This window comes from Sporosarcina jeotgali, assembly GCF_033304595.1.
Classification (GTDB): Bacteria; Bacillota; Bacilli; order Bacillales_A; family Planococcaceae; genus Sporosarcina; species Sporosarcina jeotgali.
In genome coordinates, this window is sequence record NZ_CP116341.1 from 3,042,750 (window position 1) to 3,062,299 (window position 19,550).

Consider the following 19,550-nt stretch of genomic DNA (forward strand, 5'->3'; position numbering starts at 1 on the left):
CTCATCTGCTTTTTTTATTCAATTCGAATACGCGGATCGATGGCGCTCAATATGACGTCTGAGAGCATAGTTCCGACAATAACAGCCGCACCAGAAATCATGACGATAGCTGTTACGACGGTAAAGTCGCGTCCTGTAATCGATTGTATAAAGAGCTGACCGAGGCCTGGATAACTAAAGATGGTCTCTAAGAAAATCGAACCGCCAATCAATCCTGTTATTTCGTACCCAAGGAACGCAGCGATTGGCAATAACGAGTTACGCAAAATGTGCCGTGTGTAAACTTTACCTTCAGGAACACCTTTTGAACGCGCCGTTTTAACAAAGTCTTTTAACTTTGTATCGATAATATCATTCCGTAAATATTGAATTGTTCCGAAAGTTGCAAGCAGTGCACCGGACAATCCTGGCAGTACTAAGTGATGTAATTTACTCATGAATTGTGCAAAGGTGCCTGATTCGATTCGGATATCGACACTGCCGCCCGTTGGGAACCAGCCAAGTATGAAACCGAATACGAACAACATGAGTAATGCAAATACAAATAATGGGGTAGCGAACGAAAAGTAATTATAGGTGACAATCAATTTGTCCACCCAGGTGTCCGACCACCTTCCCGCTATAATGCCAAGCGGTATGGCGACTGCATAGGAAACAATCAGGACAAAAAGTGATAGAGTTATCGTGTTTGCTACACGACCTGCTAGCAATGATGTAACAGGTTGCTTGTGAGTATAAGATTGTCCTAAATCGCCTTTGACAGCTTTTCCAACCCATGCTCCGTACTGTACGTACCAAGGATCATTGAGTCCATATTGCTCACGTATCTTCTCCACTTGTTCAGGCGTTACGTTCGGATTCCCCATGAAGGCTCCTGTTACCGCATCACCCGGCATTTGCTTCGCCAATACAAAAATGATAAGACTTAACAAAAAGAGCTGTGGAATCATAACTAGCATACGACGCAAGATAAATTTAACCATCGTTTACATACCCCCCTGATGCACAGCTACCGAATGTGTGGGAGTAAGCGGTTTCAAGTCGAACATCCGACCGTCTTTATCGAAGTAGCTATCGTATTCCGTTCGATAAGCAACATTGATTTGTTCGCGCAATTCCATTTTCTCGAAACGTTTTACGGGGTCCATCTCGGGAATTGCTGCGATCAATCGCTTTGTATATAGATGCTGAGGATTCGTGTAGACATCTTCTGCAGTGCCTTCTTCGACAAAACGACCTTTATACATGATTCCGATTCTGTCGCAGATATGTTTAATAACACCAAGATCGTGGGATATGAATAAGTAAGTCAATCCGAAGTCTTTTTGAATTTCTCGCATGAAGTTCAATACTTGAGCCTGTACTGAAACATCCAGAGCAGATACAGGTTCATCCGCAATGATCAGTTTAGGATTAAGCATCAACGCCCGAGCAATCCCGATTCTCTGTCGTTGTCCCCCAGAGAACTGGTGAGGGTACTTGTAAATAGATTCTGGACTCAATCCGACACGCTCGATCATATTTTGAACACGTGTCAGCTCTTCTTTAGGAGACAGGCGCTCAAAGTTCCGCAAGGGTTCTGCAATAATATTTAAGACGTTCTTTCGACCATTTAATGAAGAGTAGGGGTCTTGGAAAATCATTTGAATATCACGAATATGTTTTTTACGATCATATCCGTTCATAGTCGCAAGGTTTTCTCCATTAAATAGTACTTCCCCGCCAGTTGCTTTGTTGAGTCCGATAATCGCGCGGCCTGTTGTTGTCTTTCCACACCCGGATTCACCAACTAGACCGTATGTTTCACCAGGCTCCAGTTCAAAGCTGACCCCATCCACCGCACGCACTTGATCGACCACTCGACGGAAGAAACCACCTCTAATTGGAAAGTGTACCTGTAAGTCTTTTACATTAAGTAGTGACATAGTTTTCATCCTCCACTCGTTCTTCGGGGAAGTGGAATTCCTTGTGACATGTACAGCGTACAAAGTGACCTGGTTCCACTTCATGGAGCGTCGGATTGTCTTCATGCGCATCCTCAGAAATCCACGGGATCCTAGGAGCAAATCGGCATCCTCCGCGATCTAGTTTTTGAATCGATGGCACAATACCTTCAATAACATGCAGTTCTTCTTTGTCTGTCATATTCGAAGGGATTGAGCTCAGCAGCGAGCGTGTATATGGATGCAAAGGATTCGCAAATAGTGTATTTACATCTGCAATCTCTACAAATTCACCTGCATACATAACTGCAACCCGGTCTGCCATCTCAGCAACTACACCCAAATCGTGCGTGATGAGGATAATTCCTGAATCCGTAATACGCTGAAGCTCTTTCATCAAATCCATAATCTGAGCTTGGATCGTCACGTCCAATGCTGTTGTTGGTTCATCCGCAATGAGCATTACTGGATTGCAGGCAAGTGCAATGGCAATGACGATACGCTGTCTCATACCCCCTGATAATTCATGGGGATATTGTTTGTAAACGCGTGGTCCATTTTTAATACCGACCTGTTCAAGTAACTCTAAAACTCGCTTTTTCTTTGCAGACTTGGATAGTTTCATATGGTAATCCATCGGCTCTTCAATTTGGCGGCCAACTGTTGCAAGCGGGTTCAGAGCTGTCATTGGATCTTGAAAGATCATGCCCAGGTCTTTTCCGCGGATTTTGTTCAACTTTTCCACCGGCAGACTTAGCAGATTCTGCCCTTTCAAGTTCACTTGACCTTCCAGTTTTGTCGTCTTCGCATTATGAAGACCTATGATGGATAGTGCGAGTGCACTTTTTCCACATCCTGATTCACCGACAATCGCCACGACTTCATTTTTATGAACAGTAAGTGAAACACCGTCCACAGCTGCGTAATAGTTTCCCTTGATGTTGAATGATGTTCGCAGGTTCTCAATTTCCAAAACTGTCTCAGCCAACGTAGTTCCTCCTTGCCTTTGGTGATATGTACAAAAAAAGGTTGATGTAATTTTCAGACTTTATAAGCTTTTTCAACTATACTACACAACTTTTAAGTTGGCAATACTATTTTTGCAGAATACCAAATACATAGACTATTTCAACTGTGACAAAACAATGACAAACTCTGTAACAAAGCGGATTCGGAACATTTAATTTCCGAATGCTTTTTTTAATTTTTTTAAACTCGAATAGAAATCCCTTCGCATCGCTAGTTATAAATCATGCGCACTTCGTTTTCATGATCCCACGCTACTGGAAATTGCCCCATTACTTTAGAAGCATATTCTCGGAAATCCTATTCCATCCAATTCATTTGCTCTCTATTTTACGACATTTCGCGACACGAAAATCCACTCTACTATAATAACTGGTGCAGTTTTTAGTCGGAAAGAGTTTCAATACAGAGCGTCACGCCTTTTACAAGATCATCTAACGGCCACCCTGGTATTTTGCCATGCTGAACAGCCAGCTCAAACGAAGCAGGGATGTGTAAAAACCCTGATGGCATATCCGGTCGATGCTGTGAAGCCCAATGAAGCCCCGCATACATGACGTTATTACACAAATAGGTTCCCGCTGAATTGGAGATTGCTGCAGGCAGTCCCGCATCTGATAATCGGTTCACCATCTCCCGAATAGGAAGCGTAGAAAAATAAGCAGGCGGTCCTCCTTCTTCAATCGTTTCATCAATCGGCTGGTGACCTTCATTATCGGGTTCGCCATCTTTCACATTGAGTGCAACTCTTTCCGGAGTCACTTTATAACGTCCTCCTGCTAGACCTAATGACACCACTGCATCCGGTTTTTCTTCATTAATATAAGTGAGCAGTTCTTCTCCGGATGCATTAAAATTCACCCATAGAACCTTTCCGCACACCTTATAATCTCCGATGACTGTTCCATCTAATCTTTCAACAACTTGCATCGTCGGATTCACTGGAAACGCAAGAAACGGTTCAAATCCTGTAAGCAGTAATTTCTTCAATTTTAAAACTCCTTTATACGTGTACCTGTTCTGCCTGGCTGCTAACTTCTTTCATTATCGAGTCATCGTGCAAGTGACACGCGACAAAGTGACCCTCATCTTTTTCAAGCCATGCGGGTTTCTGTGCAGCACATACGTCCATTGCATACGGACATCTCGTTCTGAACACACAACCTGAAGGAGGGTCAATCGGACTTGGCAGTTCCCCCTCTAATAGAATGCGTTCTCTCGATTCCTCAATATCGGGATCTGGAATCGGGATTGCAGAGAGCAACGCTTCTGTGTAAGGATGCAAAGGTTTTCCATAGAGCTGATCACTTGTCGTTAACTCTACTAAATGACCTAAATACATAACGCCAATCCGGTCCGATAGGTATTTCACCATCGATAGATCATGTGCAATGAATAGATAGGTCAGTCCTTTCTCGCGCTGCAGCCGCTGAAACAACATAACGACCTGTGCCTGCACGGACACATCCAGTGCAGAAATAGGTTCATCTGCAATAATGAACTCCGGGTCAAGTGCCAGCGCACGAGCAATTCCAATTCGCTGTCTCTGTCCGCCAGAAAACTCGTGAGGATATCGGTTTGCATGGTCACGATTTAACCCCACATCTTCCAAAAGCTCATTTACGCGTTCCCGCAATTCCTTTTTGGACTTGTACATTTTATGAATTTCCATCGGTTCAGCAATGATTTCATAAACGGTAGAACGCGGATTGAGAGATGCATAAGGATCTTGGAAGACCATTTGCATTTTCTTAAGAAAATGCTGGCGCTCTTTATCATTCATATCGTGAACGTTTTGCCCTTCATAAACGACCTCGCCATCTGTCTTATTATAAAGCCCTAAGATGGTACGACCTGCCGTAGACTTACCGCAACCCGATTCTCCTACGAGACCAAACGTCTCCCCTTTATAGATATCAAAGCTGAGTCCATCCACCGCTTTCAGCGTCTTCCCCTTGCCAACGTCAAAGTGCCGTTTCAAATCCTTTACAGATAACAATACTGATTGGGAATTAGTCATCGTTATTCCTCCTCGTTTCCAGACGTTCTATGATGAGTAAGCCTTGATGGGTCTATCTGTACACCGAGTCCAGCCCCCTCAGGAAGCCCAACGGTTTGACCGGAATACGTAACGCCGCCTATTACAGGATCGCCGCTTAACATGAGCGGTGCATCAAAATCACAGCGCGTAATATTCGGCTGGCTCGCTGCAAAGTGTGCGGCAGCCGTAATCCCAAGCTTTGTTTCAATCATACTGCCTGTCATACATTGCACTCCGTAACTCTCCGCAAGTGCATTTATTTTAAGGGCCTCATGGATTCCGCCTGATTTCATTAACTTGATGTTGATCAAATCTGCTGCGCCGCATTGTAAGACTCTTAACGCATCGCGCGGTGAAAAAACACTTTCGTCTGCCATAATAGGCGTTAATGTATTCTGAGTTACATACAGCAATCCATCGACATCTTCGGCATGGACAGGCTGCTCGACGAGTTCAATCGCGAGTCCGGCATCTTCCATTGCCCCAATTGTCCGGATTGCTTCTTTAGGATGCCATCCTTGGTTCGCATCCAGGCGGATTTTCACTGTATTGCCGACCCGCTTTCGAATTGCTTTGACACGCTCTATATCAAGCTCGGAGGAACCAATACCTACCTTTACTTTCAGCGTAGTAAATCCATCTTCTGCGTATTGGAATGCATCGTCCGCCATTTCCATCGGATCATTCACGCTCACGGTAAAGTTTGAATCGAGCTTGCATTTGTTTCCGCCTAGGAATTGATAAAGCGGCAGTTCTGCAAGTTGACCAAGTAAGTCATGGATTGCCATGTCAACTGCAGCTTTCGCGCTGGTATTTCGCACAATTGTTTTATGTAGAACAGCGAAAAGTCCGGTTCGGTTCCGAATATCCATCCCAATCAGTTTAGGCGCCATTATTTCCTCAATCACATAGGCTATACTTGCCATGGAATCACCTGTGATCACATGAGTTGGCGGCGCTTCCCCCCACCCAATTCTGCCATCGTCTGCCGTAATCTTTACATAAGTTGAATAGGCAGTATGGACAGTGCGCAACGCTGTTTTAAATGGTTTCCGTAACGGAACAGCGACAGTTGCCAGCTCAATCGATTGAATCTTCATAGACACCTTCTCCTTTCTCGCCTAAAACGAACAAAACTGTGTGCGTCGAACACTCGGCGCACACAGTCTCCCCTGCTTATTCTTTGTCAGCGTATTTCAGGTCGAGATAGCCGACTGGGTGACGTAGAATCCCTGTAACACCAGGCTTTTCTAATGTTGATTGATTGTAGTAGTAAAGTGGAATGACCGGCATTTCGTCCATAAGCATCTTGTCTGCATCTTGTAACAAACTCCAACGAGTGTTTTCATCTGTTTCGTTTTTAATCTTTTCGATTAGCTGATCATATTCAGGATTTGACCAAGTTGTACGGTTCATCGATGAATCTGTAATGAAACTTTCCAGCGCATTGACAGGGTCTGCGTAGTCATGCAAGAACGAAGAACGTGAGAACTGATACTTAAATTCTTTCTGATCTGCAAGGAATACTCCGGCTTCTACGTTTTGCAACTCGATATCGACACCAAGATTTTCTTTAAACATCGATTGCAACGCAACTGCAATTTTTTGATGAGAATCACTTGTTGAATACGTTAACGTTACTTTTGGAAGTTCTGTATAGCCTTCTTCTTTCATACCTTCTTCTAGCAATTTCTTAGCTTCTTCAGGATTAAATGAAACTAAGTCTCCTGCAGACTCACGGAACTCTTTGCCATCCGGACCAATGAATCCGTAAGTAACAAAACCATGTGCAGGCTTTTCTCCGTTTTTCGTAACAAATTCTACTATATCCTCTTGATTAACCGCTTCACCAAACGCTCTGCGGATTTTTTTGTTTGTAAAGGGTTCCATAGATGTGTTGAATCGGAAGAAGTAAAGTCCAGCCTGGTCTTCCATTTTAACTTCTGGATTGTCTTTCAAATCTTCTGCAATTTCAGATGGTACATCCGTGCTGTCTAGCTCATCAGACTGATACATTTGGTAAGCCGTTGTTGACTCACTCACCATTTCCCAGTTCACTTTGTCGAGCTTCACTTTGTCTGCATCCCAATAGTTTTCGTTCTTTTCAAAGACGAACTTTACGTCATGATCCCATGAAGCCAGTTTAAACGGTCCATTGGAAACGAAAGAGTCGGCTTCTGTAAACCATTTCGGGTTGTCTGTCGCAACTTTTTCATTGATTGGGAAGAAGCTTGGGTTGGTAATGATATTCAAGAACGCTTCGTTTGGAGCAGTCAGTTTTACGACAAATGTTTTCTCATCAGGTGCTTCGATTCCAATGTCTTCAACAGTGCCTTCACCGTTGTTGTAGTCCTCTGCGCCTTCAATAAAGTATGCAAGGAATGCCGCAGGAGATGCTGTTTCCGGGTCAAGCATATGCTGCCATGCAAATAAGAAGTCGTTTGCTGTGAGCGGATCTCCGTTTGACCACTTTGCGCCGTCGCGGATTGTGAATGTGTACGTCAATCCGTCTTCAGATACATCAATTTTTTCCGCAGAAGCTTCTTCTGCCAAATGATCTTCTGACAAACGAGTGAGTCCTTCCATTAAGTTGTTAAGCGCACTCCAAGAAACTGCGTTAAAGCCGACGGACGGGTCAAACGACGTTGGTTCTTCACCGTTGTTCAAGTAGAGAACTTTTTCTGCTGCAGGCTTGTTATCCTTGCTGTCTTTACCCCCTGTTTCGGCTTCCGGCTTCTTGCCTGCGTCTTCGTTTGCCGTACAAGCTGCGAGTACTGCGATTAGTGCAGTAAATAAGACAAATTTGATCCACTTCTTCAATGTGATTCCCCCTTTTATATGATGAAACCATTGATACCATATACACACTCTAGAGATGAACAGTGTTGACTTCCGCTACAGGTGGACGCTTTCCGAGGGGCTTGATTTCAGCCGCTTCCCTCGCTTCGCTCAGTCCAGGGTCTTCAATCTGCGCCGATCCCTCCGGAGTCGCCACCTTTCGCTTCACTCAACGAATATCACTGTAACTGCGGATATTTAATAAAGACTGGCGATCAAGACAATACCGCTTGTGCTCGCGGGTCTTGGAGCCAGCAGTCTACGGTATGCTGGCTGGTGAGCTGGGTAGTTGCTGGGTAAACGCGGTCACACACTTCCATAGCAAAAGGACATCTCGCTGCAAATGGACATCCTTCTGGCGGGGCGAATAAGTCTGGCGGTGTACCTTCAATCGGTTTTAACTCTTCTTCTTGCAGATCGAGCCGCGGCACTGAGTTTAGAAGGCCTTGCGTATATGGGTGCTGCGGGTTGTAGAAAATCTCCCGCTTATTCCCGATTTCAATGATTTTCCCTGCATACATGACGGCAATGCGATCTGCAATTTTCGCGACAACGCCAAGATCGTGAGTGATGAGAATAATCCCTACGCCGGTTTTACGTTGGATTTCATCAAACAATTCCAGAATTTGTGCTTGGATTGTGACATCCAATGCAGTTGTCGGTTCGTCCGCGATAAGTAATTCAGGTTCACAGATCAGAGCAATTGCAATAACAATTCGCTGCCGCATTCCGCCTGAAAATTGGTGAGGGTATTGTTTAAGACGCTCTTCCGGATTGGAAATCCCGACTAGGCTGAGCATTTCCACTGCTTTTCTCTTTGCTTCAGTACGTGACACCTTATGATGCGTTCGTAATCCTTCTATTAGCTGCTCTCCAATTTTCAATGTTGGATTCAGGGCAGTCATCGGATCCTGGAAGATCATCGAGATATCTACGCCTTGAATGTCACGCAGCGCTCTTTTGTTCAGTTTGGTTAAGTCCCGATTTTTGAATAGGACCTTCCCATTCCGAATTCTCCCTGGCGGTTGCGGGATAAGACCCATTATCGTGTTTGCTGTCACACTTTTTCCGCAGCCTGATTCTCCAACGACTGCAAGGGTTTCCCCTTTGTATAAATCGAACGAAACACCGCGGATTGCCTGTACTTCCCCTCCAAATGTTTTGAAGGAAACTTCCAAGTCACGAACAGAGAGCATTATTTCTTGTGAGATTGTTTTCTTCTGTTTTCTTTTCTCTTCTGTGGCAACGCCTGAACCAGAGTGATGCGCCCTTTCTAGAGTGGCATCTCCAAAGCTTGACGCATGTGCCAACTGTTGTCCTGTCACATCCATTACCCCCTCAATTTCGGATCGAGCGCATCCTGCATCCCATCTCCTAGTACGTTAAATGCAAACATCGTAATCGAGATGAAGAAGGCTGGGAAGAATAATCGCCACCAGTCACCAGATAGAATTACCGGGAGAGCGTCATTCGCCATTACCCCCCAACTTGCATATGGCGCCTGAATACCAAGGCCGAGAAAGCTCAGAAAAGCTTCTGCAAAGATCGCGCTAGGTACAGTAAGTGTCATTTGAACAATGATTGGACCCATTGTGTTCGGAAGCAGGTTTTTACGTATAATCCGAGGTGTTCGTGCACCAAATGACTTTGATGCGGTTACGAACTCAAAGTTTTTAATTTGCAGTACCTGGCCGCGAACAATTCGGGCCATTCCTACCCATCCCGTAATCGTCAGTGCAACAATGATGGTTGTCAGGCTTGGACCCATTACAACCATTAACAAAATAACAACGAGTAAATGCGGGAGTCCATAAAGAATTTCAATGATCCGCATCATGAATGAATCCGTACGGCCGCCTTTATAGCCGCTGACGCCTCCATAAACGATTCCAATGAAAAAGTCGATAAGCGCCGCCATTACACCTACAAACAATGAAATTCGGGCGCCATACCAAGTTCTTGTAAAGACATCCCTGCCCATTTCATCCGTTCCAAACCAATGTGCTGCACTGGGTGCCATGTTTTGGTTTCGTAAATCTGTTGCTGTTACTTCGTAAGGTGAGAATACAGGACCGAATATTGCAAGAAGTGTGAGGAGAACTAAAAATACTAATCCGCCCATTGCAAGCTTATTTTTCCTTAATCGTCTCCAAGCATCTTTCCAATAAGAAAGGGATGGACGCACCACGGCCTCTGCCTTTTCATGATCTTCTCCTTTTTTCCGAAACCACTCATCGGGTATGGAGACTCTCGGGTCTTTGGCTACCATTACACTTCACCTTCCTTTTTGTGAAGCTTAATGCGCGGATCTAAGAATCCGTATACGATATCCACTAAAAACAGCATGAACACTAAAAATGCACTGTAAAATACGGTAGATCCCATAATGACTGGATAATCTCGATTGTTAATGCTCTCTACGAAGTACTTTCCCATACCAGGGATTGCAAAGATTTTTTCAATAACAAACGTCCCTGTCAAAATCCCCGCAAGCATCGTTCCCATGATGGTAACTACAGGCATAAGCGCATTCCTAAGCGCATGCCTCGCTACAATTCGAAAAGGGGTTAATCCTTTTGCACGCGCCATTTTAATGTAGTCCTGGGTCAAGACTTCCAACATGCTGGCACGGGTGAGACGTGCAATAATAGCCGTCGGTCCTGTAGCGAGTGCAATCACTGGCAGAATCATATGTTTCGGACTGCTCCAGGTAGCTGGAGGCAGGATATGCCAGTTCACTGCGACTTGCTGAATGAGAAGTGTTGCTAACACAAAGTTCGGAATGGATATCCCTACTACCGCGAAGGTCATGGCTCCATAATCGATGATTCCATTATGCCGAAGTGCAGCAAACGTACCGAGAATAATTCCAGAAATGACAGCAACTATAATTGTTGCCATCCCTAGTTCAAAGGAAATCGGGAATCCTCGTGCAAGTAACGTATTTACAGATTCATTCGGCTTTTTTATGGAGGGACCATAGTCGAATGTCACAATAGATTTCAAGTAGTTCAAGTATTGAATCGGCATCGGCTGATCCAACTTATAAAACTTCTCCAAGTTCGCTTGGATGGTCGGATTGGACGTGCGCTCTTCATCAAACGGTGAACCTGGGATCGCCCGCATGAGCACAAATGTAAGCGTGGCAATTATTAAAACGGTGACAATCATCATGATGAAACGCTTCAATATGTATAGCGGCACACTGCTTCCTCCTTAACAAAACTTCGTTTGCATCGCGAGCTCCGTCATGACAAGCATTGCACGGTATGCTTCAACAATATCTTTTGCCTCGTAACGAACAATTGTCGTTCCTTCTTCCAGTACACACCCTGGCATCATAGCGGCCCACTCCGCTTCTCCATAATTCGTAAATTCGATACGCATAGTGGGGTTATCAGGTGCTTTGAGCGGTTTAATCTCGTTACGTTTTTCAAGTGCTTCTGCCATTTTTTCTTTCAGCAGCGCCTGCGCCTTTTGAGGATGCAATGTCCGGACGGATGAACGGGAAATGGACTGTTTCACTGCAGCTGTTACGACTCCAGGGATGAGTGCTTCCGCTTCACGGCACGCACCATCGTCACCTGCTACTAACAGGACTGGTACATCAAAATGACCGGCAACATAGGCATTGAACCCCAGTTCTCCGATAACTGCATCATTGATAAAAATGTTGCGAACCCCAAAGATCATCGTGTGACTCATGACTCCAGGTTGTCCCGCACGCGCGTGATACCCCGCAAAAACAGCACCTGTATAAGATTCGTCCAAAGACTGAACCATTGAAAGCGGTTTCACCTCTCCGGTTATTAACTCAACGTCTGGATGCATCTCTTCAACTAGTAAGTTATTCATTTTTGAATGACTATCATTTACTAGTACTTCTTGTACACCTGCTTCAAATGCTGATGACGCAATTGCATTTGCTTCCTCTGTCATAATACGTCTGGCACGCTCATAATTATGCCGGTGAGAGTCAACAAACGACTCGTCTGGCAAACCCGTAATACCTTCCATGTCAACGGAAATAAATAATTTCATAAAAACCTCCACATGCTTATCAGAAACTATATTTCTGATTTTATTGTCAATTAACAATACCAAAATATTTTCAAAATAACAAGATAATTTAGTATAATGAAATTATGTTTACTCTTTTTTTATGTTTTAGCAATACTATTGTGCCAAAAGTGAGAAATTCAAAGTCCAATAGTATACTAAAACCACTTTTATGAAAGAGGTGGTGCTACGTGAACAAGCGGCTGTTAATCGGAGGTATGGCTGCACTGTCAATTTTGCTTCTGTTCGCTGCTTATTTCCGTCTCAATGATGGACAACCTACATGGGTCTATCAACTTCAGGATGCTTCTATCGAAAGAATCGCACAGCTTCCCGTTTCCTATGCGGTGATCGATGCAACAAAAGACGGCCAAGAAAGATACAGCATAAAAGACATTACAACCCTGCGAGACAAAGGAATAAACCCAATTTCTTATTTAAGCATCGGAGAAGCAAGCAGTTACCTCCCCTACTGGCAACCAGAATGGGGATCCAAGCAAAAAGGAGTGTTAACGGTCACCGATTCTGCCCCTGAATGGGCAGGCAACGTCGCAAATCCCGATTGGCCGGAAAGTGTGAAAGTACGTTATTGGAATCCGGAATGGCAACAATATATGTTTGAGGAATTGAAAAAAATTCAAGACGCAGGGTTTAGCGGGGTATACTTAGACATCATTGATGCTTACGTTTACTGGGGAGATCCCACTACGTACGAAGAAGGCGGCGAACAATCAGTGCCGTTTGATCCTGTATCCGAAAAAGAAGCAGCAGAACGCATGATTTCTTTCGTCCGGACACTATCTGCCGTTGCGAAGGAACGTGATCCTGATTTCCTGATTATCCCTCAGAACGGTGAAGAATTATTGCAATTTGATAAGGGATCCTATCTGGATGCAGTGGATGGAATCGGTGTAGAGGACATTTGGTTCAATGGAAATGAAAAGAACCCTTCAGACGAAATTGAAGCGCGACTTAAGTGGCTGCGGCAGTTTACCGAAGCAGATAAACCTGTATTTTCAGTTGACTATGCAAAAGGCCGTTTCTCCATCAATCGATATTATAGAGCTTGCAGAAACGAAAAGTTTTACTGCTTTGCAGCTGCCCCGGATCGATCACTTTCTTCTATTAAAGCATTTGACTAGAAAACGTGCTATATGACGTCAAATTTAACGTCAAACAATTGTACACTCAAATCTGAAGGTTTAATCTTAAATAGTTTCTATTGACACATAACTGTCGATTAAGTATGCTCGATTAGTAGTTGATTTTCTCGCAGGACTCTGCTAGCCGATTATTCATACAAACTGATCTTCGTGAAATACCTCCTGATTTAGGTAGTACTTATAGATTGCAGAGGACGTATTGACGTTCATAAATCGTTATGACAGAGACCCACAAGATATTGATTGCAAAAATATAATAAAGAAAGCAGTGGGAATAAATGGCGACAGCTAAGAAGAAAATCCACTACGCTTGGTGGACGCTTGTAGCACTTTGTATTATTGTTGGTCTTGCAAAGGGTGCATTAAATAACTCTGCAGGACTATTCATACCTGGAGCTACAAAAGAGTTAGACATTTTGACTGGAAACTTGACACTATATTTCAGCATTTCTTCAATTATAACAATGATTTTCCTTCCTATCGGTGGTAAAATTCTGGCAAAATATGATATTCGTACAGTATTAATCACCGCGATTATTTTACAAGCGGGTGCATTTATTGCCTTTGGTTTCAGTAACTCAGTATGGGGCTGGTACATTTTCTCTATTCCATTAGCAGTAGGCGGGGTCTTTACAACGGTTATCGTAGGACCTGTTCTAGTTAACCAATGGTTTAAAAAGAAAAACGGAATGGCACTTGGTATTATTGGAGCATCCGGCGGCTTACTTGGTGCAATCGCCCAACCGATTGTTGGTCATACGATTGCAAACGAGGGATGGCGTACTGGTTATATTTCACTCGGAATAGCAATTATTATAATTGTAGTTCCTACCGTACTTCTACTAATTCGCAAATCTCCACAGGCTATTGGTTTAACACCCTATGGAGCAGAACTAGATTCAGCGTTAGGCGATAACGGCATGAAAAATGATTCTGATAAAGGGGTCACGCTTGCAATAGCACGTAAGTCTTCTGCATTCTACTCTTTATTCTTGTTCTTCTTGCTCATAACATCTATCGCCAGTTTCTCCATCCATATCCCTTCTTACATCCAATCTCGCGGATATGATGTAGGATTCGCAGGTAATGTCATGGGTGCTTATATGATTGGTGTTCTTTTAGGTGCTTTGGTTCTTGGTTATCTCGTCGATAAAATAGGCTCTCGAAATACTGTCTATTTGGCTATGGTGCTAGCAATCATCGCTGTTTTAGTACTTTTATTTGCTGCGAATAGTAAGTTAGCACTTACTCTTGCAACAGGATTGTTCGGATTTACTGTGTCCAACTCCGTCGGTACTCTTGCTCCCGCAATGACTACTAGTCTATTCGGCAGCCGTGAGTATAGTCAAATCTACTCTACTGCATCGCTTGGACTAGCGATTGCCGGGATAATAGCACTTCCAGCGTACGGATATATCTTTGACTTCACTGGCAGCTACACACCAGTATTATACGTAGTCTTAGTACTCCTCATTTTAAATATTATTCTTGTGACATACGCGTTTGAAGGCAAGAAAAAGCTTCAAAAAGATGGTCACTGGAACTAATTTCATGAATAACAAAAGCTGTTTCAGTACTAGTAACCCTGGTATTGAAACAGCTTTTTTAGTTGTTATCTTTCTGCCTATGTCGAAATCAGTCGGAAATTGTTTCACATGGAACAGTTAAGAAAATGGTGCTGGATAGACCGTTAAGCCCTTCCTCCCTGTCGTTTCAACCGCTTGGGACAGCGAATTTAAGATGGCTTCTTCCGTAACTTCAGCTGTTGCTTGGAATAGCTCATTCAATGCAGGATCACTATCCCGAAGTAAGTGAACACATTCTAAAGAGGCCGATTTCTCATGCGGGAATTTGTGAGCAGTTGAAAATGCAATTACGATATCTCCGCTTCCATTGCTGTAATGACTGCCAGTTCTAGCGAGTCCGATTCCCGCACGTTTTGCTACTCGTTTTAATTGACGATGATCCAAAGGCGCATCTGTTGCCAGGACGATCATGATAGACCCGTCGGCAGGCTTTGGCGCATTAGGCTGCGTGTCAGAAGCGCCTTTTATATATCGGGAGCTTTCGAATTCTTCCCGCTTGCCAAAGTTGCTTAGTACCAAGCAGCCTATCGTAAACGATTCGTTAGATTGTTTTGTGTGAATCACGCGTGAAGATGTCCCGATTCCGCCTTTATAACCAAAGCAAACCATGCCTTTTCCAGCACCCACTGCCCCTTCTTCTGACGGGTGTGCGGATGCTTTTTTGATTGCCTGCCCGGCATGATCGGCTGTAACAGACAGTTCTCTAATGGAGTTAAGCCGACTGTCATTGCACTCTCCAGTAACAATGTTAACAGTCCCTGTTGTGTCACCGATTTCTGGCGTCTGATCGAGCAGCCACCTAAGGGCTCCTTCAGTTACAGCTGGAACACCGAATGTATTTGTCAACATGATTGGTGACTCCAGAACTCCAAGTTCATCTAACTGAATGAGTCCTGTCGTCTTACCGAATCCGTTAATCACATAACTTGCTGCTGCTACTTTTTCTCGAAAAGGATTCCCTGAATGGGGCAAAATCGCAGTGACCCCTGTTGCAGCATACTCTCCATTCTCCAACGGTTCATCGAGAGTTACGTGGCCAACCCGTACATTGGCTACGTCTGTAATACAGTTGTTTTCACCCGTGGAAAGTGTGCCGATCTGAATACCGCGTGCTCTGACTTTCATTGGTTGTTGCTTCGACATTTTTCATGGCTCCCGTCTATGTATAGTCTTTCACAAAAGTTTCCACACTACGCAGTAAAAGGAGTGATCATTATGCTGACGGAGTTTCCAACGATTCACACCAATATATGGGATGCATTTTGGGCGGTCCCTGTGACATTTGTTGTCGTTCTAATTGCTAAATGGGTTTTTCGAGTACGGCCAACGTGGCTTTCTACAGTTGCCACAGTGGTTGCTCTCATTTTATCCATTTTCATCAGTCATCCTCATAGTCTTTCCGCGGGTATCTTTATGGGGTTTTTCTATAGCGGTGCAGCTATGGGCGTCCTGTATTCAATGAAGCAATCCTATTTAGCATTTCGGTCAAAATGAGGAACGTTCTACACTTTCAGCGGACAAAATCCACATTGCATGAGTCCTGGAACGTCTTTTGAAAGGCAACAAGTTTTTCTCACAGTTGTGTTTAGTAAATCTGCGGGTTCACTTCCATTCAAATAAGAAGAAAATCGCGAGTGCGAAGAGATTCCCGTCCAAAACGAATCGTCCTTAAGGTGATTGAAAACAATTCTAGCCTCGTCTGAACAGGTTGGATCATTCAGCATGACGTGAAACTGCCAAAGCCAGAAGCCAAAAACGTTTTCCCACAGCACATTCGGAGAAATCGAAGCTGCCGACCGGAGCGCCTCAATCACCATCTGGATTTGGACAAGGAGATTCCGAACGACGTCCGCAGCGTCTTTAATCGGGACATCTATCCAACCTTTGCTGTCTGGATAAGTACTGACGGTCATATTGCCATATTCATGAACAGCTCCGAATGTTAACTCGTTGTCCCCGCCTCGCCACAGCTCCTCATATTGGATGAACTGAAAAAGCTGCATAGCTGTAAACATTCCATAACGACGCATGAAAAAAGAGGCAGCCACTGTCGTATTCGGACTTTTGCTTACGGTTTGAAGAACGGTTAATAGCCTTTCTTTATCACTTGCAGATGTTAAAATATGCAACGTGAATATGGGATGTCCGGGTCGTGTCGTATACACACCATTACTATGAAGTTGACTGATTTGGTTTCCTGTAAGTGTTGTCATGAGATTAGTATATCAAAGATTCCGTCTTCATTCATGGTCCGCTTTTACTGAAAAGAAATTAGTACATCCGATGAATAAAATCCCCTGCTTTCGTGACCGAAATCCCTTTTAGTTTTAGATCGTTACTCATTCTTTTAACGAATGCCAATGATTGTTCATGATCTCCATGTATGCAGATTGTCTCCGCTAAAATCGGCGTCTCTTGCTGTATACCGGTACGGACAGTTCCATCATTCACCATATTCATTACTTGCGTAATTACTAAATTATAGTCTTGAATGACCGCGCCTCGTTGATTTCTCGGTGTTAGCGATAAATCGGATTCGTAAGTGCGGTCTGCGAATACTTCACTGGCAGTTAAGAGCCCCTGCGATTCACCTGCATGAATCAGTGCACTTCCAGACAATCCATATAAAATCGCTTCAGGCGACACTGCAGCAACTGCACGTGCGATCGCTTCGGCGGCTGCTTCGTTGTTAGCTGCCATATTGTACAGGGCCCCATGAGGCTTCACATGGTGGAGCGGTACGCCTGCTGCCTTTAAAAACCCTTGGAGTGCACCTATTTGATAAACCATCAAATCATATATCTCACGTTGCGTCAGATTCATTTCCCGTCTTCCAAACCCATTTAAATCCGGCAACCCGGGGTGAGCACCAATCGCAACATTATGCTGGGAGGCAAGATCAATCGTTGCATGCATTGTATTTGGATCACCTGCATGAAAACCGCAGGCGATATTCGCTGATGTAATGTACTTCATGACTTCCTCATCATTTCCGATCGTGTAGGCGCCGAAACTTTCTCCTAAGTCACAGTTGATGTCTATATGTACAGTCATTGAATCCCTCCATTGATAAACTTAAGTTTTATCCCTATACGCAATTCATTTATAGTTTCTTCAACTTGCTGCAAGAGCTTCTGTGCAGTATGTATAGAGACTTCCCTAAACTGAATAGAATCCCCTGGCTTCGCTTGAGCTAATAATGGCAGGTCTGCTGTTATCACTTGAGCAATTTTAGGATAGCCGCCAGTCGTTTGATGATCCGCCATCAGTATAATGGGTTGTCCATTCGATGGGACTTGAACAGAACCGAATGTGACGGCTTCAGATAAAAGCTCTTGAGGTTCAGATAGCTTAAGAAGCGGACCCTGTAATCTATAGCCCATGCGATCGGATTTCGAGTCTACCTTAAAGATAGAGGCTGCAAAGTCCTTTTGGCTTTGTTTGGTGAAAAGATTTATTTGAATACCTGGCAGCACCCGAATTGTGAAGGGCTCTTCTGCTAACGGCCGCAGTTTTTTGGCCACAGACCAAGTCACAGTTAAAAAAGGAAGCCGACCCTGCATCATATGCTCCATTCTCATAGGAGACGTTTCCCAGGGTCTTTTTACGGGCAACAGATCGTCTTTTTCTAGGCTTCTTCCCTGGAATCCCCCAAATCTTGCATTTATGTATGTGGAATGACTGCCCAGCGCTTCAGGCAAGTCAAATCCTCCAGCAACAGCCATGACAAGACGACATCCACGTGTTGCAGGACCAATCGTTAATACCGAGTTTTTCTTTATTGCGACAGGTCTCCACAACGGAACTGGAACCCCGTCTATTTCCGGGGTGAATTCGCCCCCGCATAAAGAGAGGAGCACATCTTTCTCGAACAGAAGCCTGGGCCCAAGGAGCGTCATTTCGAGAACGGCTTCACCTTCTGCATTCCCTACAAGGAGATTCGCAATTCGACTAGAAACGGAATCCATCGTTCCGCTATGGATGACACCAAATTGCTGGTAGCCGCTTCTGCCGCTGTCCTGAATCGTGTCTGACAAACCAGCCTTCACTACTCGAATCATACATTCCCCTCCTTATAGACATCATATTGCTCTTTCGTAATGGCAAAAAACTCGAGCTGATCACCCGCACGCAACAAACTAGGCGGCGTTTCGTCCGGCAAAAACAACTCAATTGGCGTCTGTCCGATTAGCTGCCATCCCCCTGGTGTTTCAATCGGATAGATACCGGTTTGCCCCCCTGCAATCCCAACAGATCGGGGCGGTATCCGCAGCCTTGGATCTTCTCTGCGAGGTGCCGCAATTTTTTGCGACATCCCTGCTAAAAATGGAAATCCTGGGGCAAAGCCTAACATTTGTACAGTGTAGACAGCAGACGTATGAATAGTGATTACTTCATTTATTGTCAGTTCGTTCAGTTCAGCAACACTTTGCAAGTCAGGGCCGTGGTCGCCGCCATACAATACTGGAATTCTAACCGTACGCCGTTCGGTTATCTTAATCGGTTCCAGACTGTCAAATAACTTTCGAATTTCCAAACAAACTTTTTCATAAGGAAACACATCTCTTGGAAAACAGTGAATATCATAAAGAATGGTAACGGACGTATAGGATGGAATGTATTCAATGAACCAAGCCGGCTGTTGTTCATCAAATACAGCAGTCACGGTTCTGATCTTTCTTTCCGTTTCTTCAAGATATGGTTCCCCGAATTCGAGGAGAACTGCCCGATCTCCTAAAGGAGAAATGATAAACTCCATTCCGCTCCTCCTTTACACGTTTTGTTTAGTATAAGGAAAAAACACTGTTCAGACAATTCTCGACTTGATGCAGTCAGACTGGATATAATCAGCATCCATTGTATAGTTCGATTTTCAAGTTAGAAAAACAGGCTG

General features: G+C 44.2%; 19 protein-coding genes. 3 read left to right on the forward strand and 16 right to left on the reverse strand.

Features of this window, described 5'->3' with window-relative positions; translation table 11 throughout:
* Positions 1 to 14 precede the first annotated feature (14 nt).
* The 11 genes from opp4B to PGH26_RS15420 all read right to left on the reverse strand — a co-directional run bounded on the left by opp4B (position 15) and on the right by PGH26_RS15420 (position 11,889).
* Complete coding sequence (gene opp4B / locus PGH26_RS15370; RefSeq protein WP_323691884.1) at positions 15 to 983, reverse strand: oligopeptide ABC transporter permease; 969 nt, start codon at positions 981 to 983, stop codon at positions 15 to 17.
* 3 nt (positions 984 to 986) lie between these two features.
* Positions 987 to 1,925, reverse strand: coding sequence for an ABC transporter ATP-binding protein (locus tag PGH26_RS15375; protein ID WP_323691885.1), 939 nt, complete (start codon positions 1,923 to 1,925; stop codon positions 987 to 989).
* Positions 1,912 to 2,931 carry an ABC transporter ATP-binding protein gene (locus PGH26_RS15380; protein WP_323691886.1) on the reverse strand — a complete coding sequence of 340 codons (1,020 nt, stop codon included), beginning with the start codon at positions 2,929 to 2,931 and terminating at the stop codon, positions 1,912 to 1,914. Before PGH26_RS15380 ends, PGH26_RS15375 begins: the two co-directional genes overlap by 14 nt.
* 422 nt (positions 2,932 to 3,353) lie before the next feature.
* Positions 3,354 to 3,959, reverse strand: coding sequence for a pyroglutamyl-peptidase I (pcp, locus tag PGH26_RS15385; protein WP_323691887.1), 606 nt, complete (start codon positions 3,957 to 3,959; stop codon positions 3,354 to 3,356).
* Positions 3,960 to 3,972: 13 nt separating this feature from the next.
* Positions 3,973 to 4,989 (reverse strand): ABC transporter ATP-binding protein, encoded by a 1,017-nt coding sequence (locus tag PGH26_RS15390; protein WP_323691888.1) that lies wholly within the window; start codon positions 4,987 to 4,989, stop codon positions 3,973 to 3,975.
* Positions 4,990 to 4,991: 2 nt separating this feature from the next.
* A complete protein-coding gene (locus PGH26_RS15395; RefSeq protein WP_323691889.1) occupies positions 4,992 to 6,110 on the reverse strand; it encodes a mandelate racemase/muconate lactonizing enzyme family protein in 1,119 nt (372 codons plus the stop codon).
* A gap of 76 nt (positions 6,111 to 6,186) precedes the next feature.
* On the reverse strand, positions 6,187 to 7,830 hold the full coding sequence (locus tag PGH26_RS15400; protein ID WP_323691890.1) for a peptide ABC transporter substrate-binding protein: 1,644 nt from the start codon (positions 7,828 to 7,830) through the stop codon (positions 6,187 to 6,189).
* A gap of 233 nt (positions 7,831 to 8,063) precedes the next feature.
* Positions 8,064 to 9,044 carry an ABC transporter ATP-binding protein gene (locus PGH26_RS15405; RefSeq protein WP_323693543.1) on the reverse strand — a complete coding sequence of 327 codons (981 nt, stop codon included), beginning with the start codon at positions 9,042 to 9,044 and terminating at the stop codon, positions 8,064 to 8,066.
* Between the two features lie 134 nt (positions 9,045 to 9,178).
* Complete coding sequence (locus PGH26_RS15410) at positions 9,179 to 10,117, reverse strand: ABC transporter permease (protein WP_323691891.1); 939 nt, start codon at positions 10,115 to 10,117, stop codon at positions 9,179 to 9,181.
* Positions 10,117 to 11,052 carry an ABC transporter permease gene (locus PGH26_RS15415; protein ID WP_323691892.1) on the reverse strand — a complete coding sequence of 312 codons (936 nt, stop codon included), beginning with the start codon at positions 11,050 to 11,052 and terminating at the stop codon, positions 10,117 to 10,119. Before PGH26_RS15415 ends, PGH26_RS15410 begins: the two co-directional genes overlap by 1 nt.
* A 12-nt stretch (positions 11,053 to 11,064) precedes the next feature.
* Entirely contained in the window at positions 11,065 to 11,889 is an 825-nt protein-coding gene (locus PGH26_RS15420) for a M55 family metallopeptidase (protein ID WP_323691893.1), read from the reverse strand.
* A 209-nt stretch (positions 11,890 to 12,098) separates the two neighbouring features.
* Between PGH26_RS15420 and PGH26_RS15425 the strand changes: the two genes are divergently transcribed.
* Together PGH26_RS15425 and PGH26_RS15430 are read left to right on the forward strand one after the other, a co-directional pair.
* Positions 12,099 to 13,049, forward strand: a complete 951-nt coding sequence (locus PGH26_RS15425) for an MJ1477/TM1410 family putative glycoside hydrolase (RefSeq protein ID WP_323691894.1) — start codon at positions 12,099 to 12,101, stop codon at positions 13,047 to 13,049.
* 299 nt (positions 13,050 to 13,348) lie between these two features.
* Positions 13,349 to 14,617 carry an MFS transporter gene (locus PGH26_RS15430; RefSeq protein WP_323691895.1) on the forward strand — a complete coding sequence of 423 codons (1,269 nt, stop codon included), beginning with the start codon at positions 13,349 to 13,351 and terminating at the stop codon, positions 14,615 to 14,617.
* Between the two features lie 117 nt (positions 14,618 to 14,734).
* On the opposite strand, the gene PGH26_RS15435 is transcribed toward PGH26_RS15430, so the two are convergent.
* Positions 14,735 to 15,799: a DmpA family aminopeptidase gene (locus tag PGH26_RS15435; protein WP_431312503.1), complete on the reverse strand. Its 1,065-nt coding sequence runs from the start codon at positions 15,797 to 15,799 to the stop codon at positions 14,735 to 14,737.
* 72 nt (positions 15,800 to 15,871) lie between these two features.
* On the opposite strand from PGH26_RS15435, the gene PGH26_RS15440 reads away from it, so the two are divergent.
* The gene (locus PGH26_RS15440) at positions 15,872 to 16,150 is read left to right on the forward strand and encodes a hypothetical protein (protein WP_323691896.1); all 279 of its coding nucleotides are present in this window, start codon (positions 15,872 to 15,874) and stop codon (positions 16,148 to 16,150) included.
* 8 nt (positions 16,151 to 16,158) lie between these two features.
* Here PGH26_RS15440 and PGH26_RS15445 read toward each other — a convergent pair whose 3' ends face one another.
* The 4 genes from PGH26_RS15445 to pxpB are packed head-to-tail and all read right to left on the reverse strand — an operon-like array spanning position 16,159 to position 19,415.
* Positions 16,159 to 16,869, reverse strand: a complete 711-nt coding sequence (locus PGH26_RS15445) for a hypothetical protein (protein WP_323691897.1) — start codon at positions 16,867 to 16,869, stop codon at positions 16,159 to 16,161.
* Between the two features lie 58 nt (positions 16,870 to 16,927).
* The gene (locus tag PGH26_RS15450) at positions 16,928 to 17,710 is read right to left on the reverse strand and encodes a LamB/YcsF family protein (protein ID WP_323691898.1); all 783 of its coding nucleotides are present in this window, start codon (positions 17,708 to 17,710) and stop codon (positions 16,928 to 16,930) included.
* The gene (locus PGH26_RS15455) at positions 17,707 to 18,717 is read right to left on the reverse strand and encodes a 5-oxoprolinase subunit C family protein (protein WP_323691899.1); all 1,011 of its coding nucleotides are present in this window, start codon (positions 18,715 to 18,717) and stop codon (positions 17,707 to 17,709) included. Before PGH26_RS15455 ends, PGH26_RS15450 begins: the two co-directional genes overlap by 4 nt.
* Entirely contained in the window at positions 18,714 to 19,415 is a 702-nt protein-coding gene (gene pxpB / locus PGH26_RS15460) for a 5-oxoprolinase subunit PxpB (RefSeq protein ID WP_323691900.1), read from the reverse strand. The genes PGH26_RS15455 and pxpB overlap by 4 nt, the downstream gene beginning before the upstream one ends.
* Between the last annotated feature and the right edge of the window lie 135 nt (positions 19,416 to 19,550).